Source organism: Pseudomonas sp. CFBP 13711, from assembly GCF_014842265.1.
In the GTDB taxonomy this organism is placed as follows: Bacteria; Pseudomonadota; Gammaproteobacteria; order Pseudomonadales; family Pseudomonadaceae; genus Aquipseudomonas.
The window spans coordinates 361,946-374,386 of the sequence record NZ_JACYVI010000002.1 but is presented as its reverse complement, the minus strand read 5'-3'; the positions used below and the strand labels follow the sequence as shown (position 1 = coordinate 374,386).

General features: G+C 63.2%; 9 protein-coding genes. 5 read left to right on the top strand and 4 right to left on the bottom strand.

Translation table 11 applies throughout. The annotated features are described in order from the left end of the window. Positions 1 to 298: 298 nt before the first annotated feature. The 5 genes from IFT47_RS06620 to xylB all read left to right on the top strand — a co-directional run bounded on the left by IFT47_RS06620 (position 299) and on the right by xylB (position 6,429). Entirely contained in the window at positions 299 to 1,894 is a 1,596-nt protein-coding gene (locus IFT47_RS06620; RefSeq protein WP_192172176.1) for a sugar ABC transporter ATP-binding protein, read from the top strand. After that, a complete protein-coding gene (locus IFT47_RS06615) occupies positions 1,891 to 2,886 on the top strand; it encodes an ABC transporter permease subunit (RefSeq protein WP_192172175.1) in 996 nt (331 codons plus the stop codon). The genes IFT47_RS06620 and IFT47_RS06615 overlap by 4 nt, the downstream gene beginning before the upstream one ends. A gap of 64 nt (positions 2,887 to 2,950) precedes the next feature. Beyond that, positions 2,951 to 3,892 (top strand): ABC transporter substrate-binding protein, encoded by a 942-nt coding sequence (locus IFT47_RS06610; protein ID WP_192172174.1) that lies wholly within the window; start codon positions 2,951 to 2,953, stop codon positions 3,890 to 3,892. Positions 3,893 to 3,918: 26 nt separating this feature from the next. Next, complete coding sequence (locus IFT47_RS06605) at positions 3,919 to 4,917, top strand: substrate-binding domain-containing protein (protein ID WP_192172173.1); 999 nt, start codon at positions 3,919 to 3,921, stop codon at positions 4,915 to 4,917. A gap of 27 nt (positions 4,918 to 4,944) precedes the next feature. Then, on the top strand, positions 4,945 to 6,429 hold the full coding sequence (xylB, locus tag IFT47_RS06600) for a xylulokinase (RefSeq protein ID WP_192172172.1): 1,485 nt from the start codon (positions 4,945 to 4,947) through the stop codon (positions 6,427 to 6,429). Positions 6,430 to 6,906: 477 nt separating this feature from the next. Here xylB and IFT47_RS06595 read toward each other — a convergent pair whose 3' ends face one another. The 4 genes from IFT47_RS06595 to IFT47_RS06580 all read right to left on the bottom strand — a co-directional run bounded on the left by IFT47_RS06595 (position 6,907) and on the right by IFT47_RS06580 (position 12,261). Beyond that, positions 6,907 to 9,138, bottom strand: a complete 2,232-nt coding sequence (locus tag IFT47_RS06595; protein WP_192172171.1) for a xanthine dehydrogenase family protein molybdopterin-binding subunit — start codon at positions 9,136 to 9,138, stop codon at positions 6,907 to 6,909. Positions 9,139 to 9,152: 14 nt separating this feature from the next. Beyond that, a complete protein-coding gene (locus IFT47_RS06590; protein ID WP_192172170.1) occupies positions 9,153 to 10,136 on the bottom strand; it encodes an FAD binding domain-containing protein in 984 nt (327 codons plus the stop codon). Then, positions 10,136 to 10,807, bottom strand: coding sequence for a (2Fe-2S)-binding protein (locus IFT47_RS06585; protein WP_192172169.1), 672 nt, complete (start codon positions 10,805 to 10,807; stop codon positions 10,136 to 10,138). Before IFT47_RS06585 ends, IFT47_RS06590 begins: the two co-directional genes overlap by 1 nt. A 389-nt stretch (positions 10,808 to 11,196) precedes the next feature. Beyond that, positions 11,197 to 12,261, bottom strand: coding sequence for an NAD(P)-dependent alcohol dehydrogenase (locus IFT47_RS06580; RefSeq protein ID WP_192172168.1), 1,065 nt, complete (start codon positions 12,259 to 12,261; stop codon positions 11,197 to 11,199). Between the last annotated feature and the right edge of the window lie 180 nt (positions 12,262 to 12,441).

Sequence of the window (12,441 nt, the reverse complement as noted above, 5' to 3'; positions counted from 1 at the left end):
GCCGCGCTGGGTAGGACCGGCTTTAGCCGGGAAGGGGCCAGACCTTCCGCCGCAAACTCCAAACTGTAAATACCGAAGCAAGCGCTTGCGTGAATCGATTCAGCTGTTCTAGGATTCAGCTGTTCCGAAATATTTCACAGCAACACCCGAGTGCCACCCGCAAAGAGGTGGCCCAGGCATAAAAACAAGAAACCTCGGAGATCCACATGATCAGCTCGTCTGTTCGATTGCCGCGTGTGCTGTCCGCGCTCGTCATTGCTGCTTCATCGGCCGCCCGGCCATGAGCGCCGTCCTCGCTATGTCCCCTCAACCCGTGCTGGAAATGTCCGCCATTTCCAAGACCTTCAACGGCCTGCGCGTGCTGAAAAATGTCGCCCTCAAGGTGTACGCCGGTGAAGTTCATGCCCTGATGGGCGAGAACGGCGCGGGCAAGTCGACGCTGATGAAGATTTTGTCCGGCGCCTATCAGGCCGATGCCGGTGGCGAGATCCGCATCGACGGCCAGGCCCTGAGCGCGTTTGACCCGTTGTCCGCCAAAGCGCGCGGCATTGCGGTGATCTACCAGGAACTGAGCCTCTGCCCGAACCTCAGCGTCGCCGAAAACATTTACCTGGGCCGCGAACTGCGCCGTGGCTGGAGCATCGACCGCAAGGCGATGGAAGCCGGCTGCGTTGATGTGCTGGTGCGCCTGGGGGCTGATTTCAAACCGTCCACCAAGGTCAGCGTGCTGTCGATTGCTGAGCGGCAACTGGTCGAGATCGCCCGGGCCCTGCACGCCAACGCGAAAATCCTGGTGATGGACGAGCCGACCACGCCGCTGTCTTCCCGAGAGACCGACCGCCTGTTCGCGCTGATCAAACAGCTGCGTGACCAGGGCCTGGCGATCATTTACATCAGCCATCGCATGGCTGAAATCTATGAGCTGTCCGACCGGGTCTCGGTGCTGCGCGACGGCGAGTACGTCGGCATGCTGGAGCGCGATGCGCTGTCGGCCGAGGCGCTGGTGAAGATGATGGTCGGCCGCGACTTGTCCGGGTTCTACAAGAAAGAACACGCCGCCTACGACCCCGGCGCCGTGGTCATGCGCGTGCGCGACATGGCCGACGGCAAGCGCGTCAAGCCGTGCAGCTTCGATCTTCATGCCGGGGAAGTGCTGGGCATCGCCGGGCTCGTCGGGGCAGGGCGCACGGAACTGGCGCGTCTGATTTTTGCCGCTGACTCGCGCATCTCCGGCACCCTTGAAGTGGCCGGCAAGGCGATCACCGATCTGCGCAACCCCACCGACGCCATCCGTGCAGGGGTGGTTTACCTGACCGAAGATCGCAAGGCCCAGGGCCTGTTTCTGGACATGAGCGTGCGCGACAACATCAACGTTTGCGCCTGCGTGCCCGATGCCCATGCCGGCGGCGTGCTCGATCGCGGGCGTGGCGCACAGCGGGCAATCGAGGCGATTCGTTCGCTGTCGATCCGCGTGGCGTCGGGCAAGGTCAATGTCGGCGCGCTGTCCGGCGGCAACCAGCAGAAGGTGCTGCTGGCGCGACTGCTGGAGGTCAAGCCCCACGTGCTGATCCTCGACGAGCCCACCCGCGGCGTGGACATCGGCTCCAAGTCCGAGATCTACCGAATCATCAACGAACTGGCCAAGGCCGGCGTCGGCATTGTGGTGATCTCCAGCGAGCTGCCGGAAATCATCGGCACCTGCGACCGCGTGCTGATCATGCGTGAAGGGGAGCTGGTGGCTGAAGTCGGCGGGGCGTCTGGGCAGGAGATCTCCCAGGAGCGGATCATCGATCTGGCGACGGGGAGCGAGAACGCCGCAGCCGCCGCGGCCCACGGCGCCCGCGATACTTCGACCACCCCATTCAACAACAATAAAAAGGAACCCAGGCCATGAGTCTGCCCCTGGAAAACTCGCCCACCGTTGCCGCCATCAGCAAGCGTGAACGTGCGCGCGAATTGATGCGCACCGTTGGCATGCTGCCGGTGCTGATTCTGTTGCTGATCGGCTTTTCGCTGATGACCGACACCTTCATGAGCTGGCAAAACCTGTCGATCATCACCCAGCAGGCCTCGGTCAACGTGGTGTTGGCTGCGGGCATGACCTTCGTGATTCTGACGGCGGGGATCGACCTCTCGGTGGGCGCGATTCTCGCGGCCTCCGCAGTGGTCGCCCTGCAAGCGTCGATGTCGCCGCAGTTCGGCATGCTCGGCATTGCCGCCGCCGGCGTCGGTTTCGGCCTGCTGCTGGGGCTGGTCAATGGTGGCCTGATTGCCTTCATGCGCCTGCCGCCGTTCATCGTCACCCTCGGCGCGCTCACCGCCATGCGCGGCCTGGCGCGTTTGCTGGCCGATGACAAAACCGTGTTCAACCCCGACCTGCCATTCGCCTTCATCGGCAACGATTCGGTACTCGGCGTGCCGTGGCTGGTGATCATCGCCGTGGCGGTCATCGTGGTCTCGTGGTTCATCCTGCGCCGCACGGTGATGGGCGTGCAGATCTACTCGGTGGGCGGCAACCCCGAAGCGGCGCGCCTGTCCGGGATCAAGGTGTGGAAGGTGTTGCTGTTCGTCTACGCGGTGTCCGGTGCGCTGGCCGGGCTCGGCGCAGTGATGAGCGCCTCGCGCCTGTTCGCCGCCAACGGCCTACAGCTGGGCCAGTCCTACGAGCTGGACGCCATCGCGGCGGTGATCCTCGGCGGCACCAGTTTCACCGGCGGCGTCGGCACCATCGGCGGCACCCTGATCGGCGCGCTGATCATCGCGGTGCTGACCAACGGCCTGGTGCTGCTGGGCGTGTCCGATATCTGGCAATACATCATCAAGGGGATCGTGATCATCGGCGCGGTGGCGCTGGATCGCTATCGCCAGTCCGGTGCGCGAACCTGATTCAACGCTGTCTGGCTGCACGCGTTTCAACGAAGACTCCGACAATAATCACAAGAGAGAACCCATGAACTTCAAACGCAAATTCCCTGCTGTCATATCCCTGTGCCTGGCCGCGTTGCTGTCACAGGGCGTTCAAGCCCGCGAGCTGAAATCCGTCGGCATCACCCTGGGTTCCCTGGGCAACCCGTATTTCGTCACCCTGGCCGACGGCGCCAAGGCGAAGGCCATGGAGCTCAACCCTAACGTCAAAGTGACTTCCGTCTCCGCCGATTACGACCTGAGCAAGCAGTTCTCCCAGATCGACAACTTCATTGCGTCGGGCGTTGACCTGATCCTGATCAATGCAGTGGACCCGAAGGCCATTGCTTCGGCGATCAAGAAGGCCCAGGCCGCCGGCATCAAAGTCGTGGCCGTGGACGTCAGCGCCGCCGGTGTCGACGCCACCGTGCAGACCGACAACGTCGAAGCGGGCAAGCTGGCCTGTCAGTTCATCGTCGACAAGCTGTCGGGCAAGGGTAACGTGATCATCGAGAACGGCCCGCAAGTCACCGCCGTGACCGACCGCGTCACCGGCTGCAAATCAGCCTTCGCCGCCGCGCCGGACATCAAGATTCTTTCCGACGATCAGGACGCCAAAGGCTCCCGCGAAGGCGGCCTGAACGCGATGCAGGGTTACCTGACGCGCTTCCCGAAAATCGACGGTCTGTTCGCGATCAACGACCCCCAGGCCATTGGCAGTGACCTGGCCGCCAAGCAGCTGAAACGCAGCGGCATCGTCATCACGTCGGTCGACGGCGCGCCGGACATCGAGCAAGCGCTCAAGTCCGACACCTCGATTCAGGCCTCCGCCAGCCAGGACCCGTGGGCCATGGCGCAGCAGGCGGTGGTCATCGGCAACGATTTGCTCAACGACAAGAAGCCGGCTGAGGCGGTCACTCAACTCACGCCGAAACTGATCACCCGCGACAACATCGGTTCCTACAGCGGCTGGTCCAGCAAGCACTGAGACGCAGGCCTGAAGGAGTCGGCGCAGTGATCAAAATGGAAGACGTGGCGAAGCGGGCGCGGGTATCGACGTCGACCGTTTCCCACGTGCTCAACGGCACGCGCAAGGTCAGCGCCAAGACGGTGGAAGCGGTGCAGCGGGCGGTTCAGGACTTGGGCTACATCCCCAACACCCTGGCGCGCTCGCTGGCCCGTTCGCGCACCAACACCATTGGCGTGGCGATTTCGGCGCTGTCGAACCACTATTTCAGCGAGACCGTGCACGCCATCGAAACCGAATGCGCGCGCCACGGCATCATGATGTTGTTCGTCGACACCCACGACGATCCCGCCCAGGAACTGCGGGTGGTGCAGGCGCTGCACCATCGCCGCGTCGACGGCATTCTGCTTGCGCCGTCCAGCGATCCGCAGCAGGCAGCGCTGGCGTACTTGCGCAGCAACGCGATTCCCAGCGTGTTGGTGGACCGGATGGCGGTGGAGGGTTTTGATCAGGTGGGCGTCGAGAATCGCCAGTCCACCGCTGAGTTGGTGACCCACCTCATCGGCCACGGTCATCGGCGCATCGGCATGATTGCCGGGCATCGCGGGCTGAGCACGACGGAGGAGCGTATTGAGGGCTACCGGCAGGCGCTCGTCGAGGCTGATCTGCCGTGGGATCCGCAGTTGCTGATCGACGGCGAGTCGAACAGCGAATCGGCACGTGTCGCCACGTCAGCGCTGTTGCGCCTGAACCCGCCGCCCACGGCAATTCTGGCGGCGAATAACCTGATGACCATCGGCGCCATGCACGCGCTGCGCGACGCCAGTATTGAGGTGCCGCAGCAGCTGGCGCTGGTGGGTTTCGATGATTTCGACTGGGCGGATTTTTTCCTGCCGCGCTTGAGCGTGATCGCTCAGCCGGTGCAGGCCCTGGGCGCGCGGGCGGTGCAGTTGCTGTTGCAGCGCATCGATAAACCCGAGGGCAAACGACTGTCGGAGCGACTGGCGCCGACGTTACGCATTCGCAATTCGTGCGGATGCCTTTAGGCGTCCGCTGACAGGAATGACACCTTAATGAAGCAGTTTGTTTCCCTGGGCATCGACCTCGGCACGTCCGAGCTGAAGGCCATTTTGCTGAGCGCCGAGGGCGAAGTGCTGGCCCAGGCCGGTGCCCGGGTGGAAGTCAGCCGCCGGCAGTCGGGTTGGTCGGAGCAGAATCCGGCCGATTGGTGGCAGGCCTGCCTATCTGCGCTCGGGCAGTTGCGGACAAACGATCCTCAGGCATGGGCGCGGGTCGGTTGCATCGGTTTATCGGGGCAGATGCACGGCGCGGTTCTGCTGGATGCCGCAGAACAAGTGCTGTACCCGGCGATTCTTTGGGACGACTCCCGCGCGGTGCTTCAGGCGTCGCAGTTGAACCAAGATTTCCCGGATTACGCCGAGGTCACCGGCAGCCTGGCCATGGCCGGGCTTACTGCGCCGAAGCTGTTGTGGATGCAGCAGCACGAACCGCAGCTGTTTGCGCGCATCGCCAGCGTGTTGTCGCCGAAGGATTACCTGCGTTTGCTGCTGACCGGCGAGCAGGTCAGTGACATGTCTGACGCCGCTGGCACCTTATGGCTGGATGTGGCAAAGCGCGAGTGGTACGCGCCGATGCTCCACGCCACCGGGCTTACGGTCGAGCACATGCCTCGGTTGCTGGAAGCCGATCAACTGTCTGCCCGGCTGAGTGCCGAGGCGGCGGATGCGCTGGGTTTGCCGCTGGGTCTGCCCGTGGCCGCAGGCGGGGGTGACAACCCGGTTTCGGCGGTGGGCATCGGCGCGATCAACGCCGGCGATGCCTTCGTCACCCTTGGCACCAGCGCGGCGATCGTCGCGATCACCGATCATTCGGCGGGCAATCCGGCCAGCGCCGTGCACAGTTTTTGCCACGCGTTGCCGCAGCGCTGGTACACCATGGGCGCGATGCTGGCGGGGGCGAGCTGTCTGCGCTGGGTCACCCGTTTGTTGGGTCAGCCCAGTGAGCAGGCCTTGCTCGATCTGGTTCACGCGCAATGGCCGGTCGATCAGCCGGTGGCGATTTCCAGTCCGCTGTTTCTCCCGTACCTGGCGGGCGAGCGCACGCCCCACAACGACCCGCTGTTGCGCGGCGGATTCATGAACCTGGGGCACGACAGCACGCCGGCGATGTTGGGTTATGCGGTGCTTGAAGGCGTGGGTTTCGGGCTGCTGGATGCGATGAACGCTACGTTGTCCGCAGGAGCCACGGTCAACGCCTGCGCCCTGGTGGGCGGTGGGGCACGCAGCGAATACTGGGCGCAGTTGCTGGCCAACATTCTTGATCGCGAGGTGTACACGTTGCACGGCAGCGAACTGAGCGCGTGCATTGGTGCCGCGAAACTGGGGTTGCTGTCGATCGGTGAGGGGGCTGAGCTGTTGGGGCAGGGGATGGCGGTGAAGGAGCGGTATCAGCCGATGCCGGCGGTGCAGGATGTACTGAGCGCGCGTTACGGGAAATTCAAAGGGCTGCTGGGTGCAGCGCAAGGATTGCGCGCCTGACAACATGGTCGTTCCCACGCAGAGCGTGGGAACGATCAATCAAAATCAAAGGCTTCCCGGCTAAAGCCGGTCCTACTGACTGCACGCGGTGAGTCATGATCGTTCCCACGCTCCGCGTGGGCATTCATACCATGACGCTCCGCTTCAGCTTTGGTACGCGGAGCGTCCAGTGCGGCATTCCCACGCAGAGCGTGGGAACGATCAATCAAAATCAATGGCTTCCCGGCTAAAGCCGGTCCTACTGACTGCACGCGGTGGGTCATGATCGTTCCCACGCTCCGCGTGGGAATTCATACCATGACGCTCCGCGTCAGCTTTGGGACGCGGAGCGTCCAGTGCGGCATTCCCACGCAGAGCGTGGGAACGATCAATCAAAATCAAAGGCTTCCCGGCTAAAGCCGGTCCTACTGACTGCACGCGGAGAGTAGGACCGGCTTTAGCCGGGAAGAGGGCGCTCAGCCCGCGGGAATTTCCGGCTCAGACCCTCATCGTCGGCGGCAACTCCATCAGCTTGTCCAGCGTGATCGGCAGGTCCCGAATCCGCTTACCCGTGGCATGTGAGACAGCATTCGCCACCGCTGCAGCCAGTCCGGTGATCCCGATCTCGCCGATCCCGCGTGCGCCGAATTCGTTGAGCTCGAAGTCCGGGTAGTCCAGCAGGATCACATCGATCTCCGGCTGGTCAGCGTGCACCGGCACCACGTATTCGGCGTAGTTGTTGTTCACCGGCATGCCGTTGCGCTCGTCGAAGTCGGTCGCCTCAAACAGCGCCATGCCGACGCCCATGACGATCGCCCCTTCAACCTGATTGAGCGCGGTTTTCTGGTTGATCACCTTGCCCACGTCGATCGCACTGACCACCCGCGAGACGCGCAGCCGCGAGATGCCCGGGTCCCAGCGCACTTCGACAAAATGCACGCCGAAGGAGCGGAACGAGTGCTTGCTGGTGTCGTTCATGCCGGTTTTCGCTTCACCAAAGGCGCTGCCCTGCTTCTGCGCCTTGAGCACATCGGCAATGGCAAAGGTCTTGTCGCCGCTTTTCAACTGACCCTGCTCGAAGCTCACTTGCTCGGGCTTGGCTCCGGCAAACACGCCCTTGGGCGCGGTCGCGAACGCCTTCAGCTGTTCGACGGCCTGGCGGGTGGCTTCGGCGATGGCTGGCAGCACGCTCGCCGTTGCCCATGAGCCGCCGGACACCGGCGCCGGCGGGAACGACGAATTGCCCAGCTCCACTTCGATCTTGTCCAGCGGAATGCCGGTGATGCTGCTGACCACTTGAGCAACGATGGTGTAGGTGCCGGTGCCGATGTCCTGCACACCGCAAATGGCCCAGGCCGTGCCGTCGGCGCGCAGCACGACTTGCGCTTCCGCCGGGGTGCGATAGGCGTCCCAGTTACAGGCGGCCATGCCATAGCCGATGATCTCGGTGCCGTCCTTCATCGACGCCGGCGTCGGGTTGCGTTTGCTCCAGCCAAAGCGTTCGGCGGCCTTGTCGATGCATTCCTGCAGATGATTGCTCGACCACGGCAGGTTCTGGCTTTCGTCGCGCTCGGAAACGTTGAGCTTGCGGAACTCAAGGGGGTCCATGCCCACTTTATCGGCCATCTCGTCCATGGCCGATTCCAGCGCGAACAGCCCCGGCGCTGCACCCGGCGCGCGCATGGAGGTCGGCGTGCCGCGATTGACCTCGATGATCTTGTGGGTGACCAGCACATTGGCGCAGCTATAAAGGCTCTTGGTCGACGTGCCGCAGTTTTCCTTGTACGGGTCGGTGAAGGAGGTGGTGTTGATGGACTCGTGGCGCACCGACACCAGCTTGCCTTTGTCGTCGGTCGCCAGGCGCAGGCGCTGACGGGTTTCCGGGCGGTGGCCGGTGGTGGTGAACATCTGCTGACGCGGCACGACCAGTTGCACCGGCCGATTGAGCACCTTGGCCGCGCCGCAGGCGGCGACTGAATGGGGCCAGATCCACAGCTTGCTGCCGAAGCCGGAGCCAATGAACGGCGCCCGCACTTCGACCTTCTCCGGGATCAGGCCGAAGATTTTCGCCAGGGAATTGCGGTGAGCGACCACGCCCTGGGTGGCTTCATAAACGATCAGGCGCCCGTCTTCCCAACTGGCGACGGTGGCGTGCATTTCCATCGGGTTATGGGTTTCGACCGGCGTCGAGTAGGTGGCGTCGATGCTATGGGCCGCGCTGTCGAACGCGGCGGCGGCATCACCCCGGGTGTGGTTCGGGCTGCCGTCCTGCAAGGCGCCGGCTTTCAGGCCCTGTTCGAGATTGGCCACTGCGTCGGTCTTGCTGTAGCTGACCTTGATCTTGTAGGCCGCGGCCCGCGCGTGCTCGAAGGTGTCGGCCACCACCAGGGCGACGAACTGACCGGCGTAATGCACGGTGTCGTCTTCGAACGGCAGGCGGCTTTCGTCTGACTTGGCCGCCTTGAGGATCTGCGCGAAGGACATCGGCAGCGTCGAGTTGTGATAGAGCGACGGGAAGTTGCCGTGGTGTAAAATTTCCAGCACGCCGGGGGACTTGCGCGCGTCGTCCAGCTTCAATTCGGTGATCTTGCCGCTGGCAACGGTGCTGAACACGCCGTAGCCGTAGGCCATATTTTTCAGGTGATGGTCGGACGCGTACATCGCGCTGCCGGTGACCTTACGCTGGCCATCAATGCGGCGGGGTGCCGAGCCAATCATTGCATCAGTCATGGTGAATCCTCCGGTCAGGCGTTCAAGGTGCCGAGGTTGCGCACGATGGCCTGCTGCCCCAATGCGATCTTGTAGGCGTTGTGGCGATAGGCTTTGGCGCCCTTGAGGGCGATGGCGGCGACTTTCTCGAGGGTCTGCGGCGTCAACGTTTGGCCTTTGAGCGCCTGCTCGGCTTCACGCGAGCGCCAGGGTTTGGTGCCGACACCGCCCAGCGCCACCCGCGCGTCACGCACAGTGTTGCCATCCATGACGACGATCACCGCGCTGGACGCCAGGGCGAACTGGTACGAGGCGCGATCTCGCAGCTTCAGGTACGAAGACTTGTTGCCGGCCAGCGGCGCGGCGAGCACCACGTGGGTGATCAACTCGTCGTCCAGCAGCGCGTGTTCTTTCCACGGCGTCGCACCGGGCAGCAGGTGGAAGTCAGCGAAGTCCACGCTGCGCTTGCCCTTCGGCCCTTGCACCTCGACGGTCGCGCCAATGGCGACCATCGCCACGCACATGTCCGAAGGATGGGTCGCGATGCACTGGTCGCTGGTGCCGAGCACCGCGTGAACACTGCGATTGTGGCCGTCGATGGCTGCACAGCCCGAGCCCGGCTCGCGCTTGTTGCAGGGTGAATAACCGTCGCGGAAATAGTTGCAGCGCACCCGTTGCATCACGTTGCCGGCGGTCGTGGCCTTGTTGCGCAGCTGAGTGGTGGCGCCGGACAGCAACGCCTGGGACAGCACGGCGTAGTGCTCGACGATGTGCGGGTGATGTGCCAGTTCGGTATTGCTGACCAGCGCACCGATGCGCACGCTGCCGTCCTTCTGCACCTCGATCTGCTTGAGCGAGAGGTGGTTGACGTCGATCACCTGATCCGCCGGCATGATGTCCAGCTTGACCAAGTCCAGCAACGTCGTCCCGCCGGCGAGAAAGAAGGTCGTCGGGCTTTTCGCGTGGGTTGCCACAGCCTGTTCGACGCTGTTGGCGCGCACGTAATCAAAGGCTCTCATCAGCTCACCTCCTGGACGTTGATGCGCGCCGACTGGATCGCCGCGAGGATGTTCTTGTAGGCGCCGCAACGGCAGATGTTGCCGCTCATGGCTTCGCGCACGCTGTGATCGTCGGTGCCGATGTTTTTGTCTTTCAACAACGCCGCCGCGCTCATGATCTGCCCCGAGGTGCAATAGCCGCACTGGTAGGCGTCGTGTTCCCAGAAGGCTTCCTGCACCGGGTGCAGCTTGCCGTTCTGGGCCAGGCCTTCAATGGTGGTGATGTCATCGCCTTCGTGCATCGCCGCGAGGGACAGGCACGAATTGATCGCCACGCCGTTGACGTGAACGGTGCAGGCGCCGCACTGGCCGTGGTCGCAGCCCTTCTTGGTGCCAGTGAGTTGCAGGCGATCGCGCAGCACATCAAGCAGCGCCGCGTTGGCCGGCAGGTTAAGGGTGTGGGCCTGGCCGTTGACTTTCAGGGTCATGCGCCGCTCGTCTGGCGCGGGCGGATCAATGTCATCGGCGACGGCGGCCTGGGCTGCCAGCGCCTGGGTCCAGATCGGCGCCGTCGCGGCAGCGAGGCTGGACACGCCGATGGACTTCAGGAAGTTGCGGCGGGACGGGACGGTAAAGGCCTTGAGGTCACAAGACAGTTCTTCTTTGTTGGGGCGATCAGGCTGATCGGTCATGAGCGGGTTCCTCGTCAGCGTTGGGTCAGACCTGGCGGCCGACGGTGGGCGGACGCGCGGGCAGGGACGGCAGGTGGAACGGTATCCGGTATGGCTGGGGCCAAGGGCAGTCTTCAAAAGACGGCAGTCTTCAACGATAACCAATGCGCAGGCACTGCATTCGGTTGAATCCGTGCATGCACTTGTGAGTCGTGCTCTCTAATCCGTGGCGCTTGTGTCAGCAGCGAGGGCTGGCGCCTTGTCGGGATCAGGAAAGCAGGCGGTGCTGGCCATGGCTCAAGGGTTGTGACCGAAGCACCGGGGGATGGTTGCGGATATTTCACGAGCGGAAAAATCACAGAATGTTACAAGTGCCCAGGCCGCGGCATCCGGCCCGGGAACATTGAGCGTCAGGCGGCCGACGCTTCTTCTTTCAGGGTCGCCATGTCGATGACAAAGCGGTACTTCACGTCGCCCTTGATCATGCGTTCGTAGGCTTCGTTGATGTCCTTCATGTGGATCATCTCGATGTCCGAGACGATGCCGTGCCTGGCACAGAAATCCAGCATGTCCTGGGTTTCCTGAATGCCGCCGATCAGCGAGCCGGCAATGCTGCGGCGCTTGAAGATCAGGTTGAACACGCCTGGCGACGGGTGCGGCTGATCCGGCGCGCCGACCAGGGTCATGGTGCCGTCGCGCTTGAGCAGGTTCAGGAACGGGTCAAGGTTGTGCGGTGCCGCCACGGTGTTGAGGATGAAGTCGAGCTGATTGGTCTGGGTCGCCATTTCATCGGCGTTTTTCGACACGATCACTTCATCGGCGCCCAGGCGCAGGCCGTCTTCGCGCTTGTTCGGCGAGGTGGTGAACAGCACCACGTGGGCGCCCATGGCGTGGGCGATCTTCACCGCCATGTGACCGAGACCGCCCAGCCCGACAACGCCCACCTTCTTGCCCGGGCCGACTTTCCAGTGGTGCAGCGGCGAGTAAGTGGTGATCCCCGCGCAGAGCAACGGCGCGACGGCGGCCAGGTTGTCGCTGTGGGAAATCTTCAGGACGAACTTCTCTTTCACCACGATCTTGTCGGAGTAGCCACCGAAGGTGTTCTCGCCGCCAAACACGGGGCCGTTGTAAGTGCCGGTGAAGCCGTTTTCGCAGTATTGCTCTTCGCCTTCCGCGCAGGACGCGCAGTGCTGGCAGCTGTCGACCATGCAGCCGACGCCAGCGAGATCGCCGACCTTGAAGTGGGTGACGTTGGCGCCGACCGCGGTGACCTTGCCGACGATTTCGTGGCCCGGCACCGACGGATACAGCGTGTTGTTCCACTCGTTGCGCGCGGTGTGCAGGTCCGAGTGGCAGACGCCGCAGAACAGGATGTCGATCTGCACGTCATCGGCGCCCGGCTCGCGGCGTTCGATCTGCAACGGAGCCAGCTTGTCAGTGGGTTTTTGCGCGGCGTAGCTGTAAGTCTTGATCATGGGGTGATCATCTCCAGTGGGGCAAAAAGACGGGTAACAGCAATCAGTGACAGGCGAGGGCGCGCAAAGGTCAATGCCGAAACATGAAACCCTCACTGCCGGGCAGTTTGACGAGCTGTCTGAATAGAGTGCCGGGTTAAATCTTTCCGTTTGGAGGCCGCTATAGGGCTGTGCAGCGTG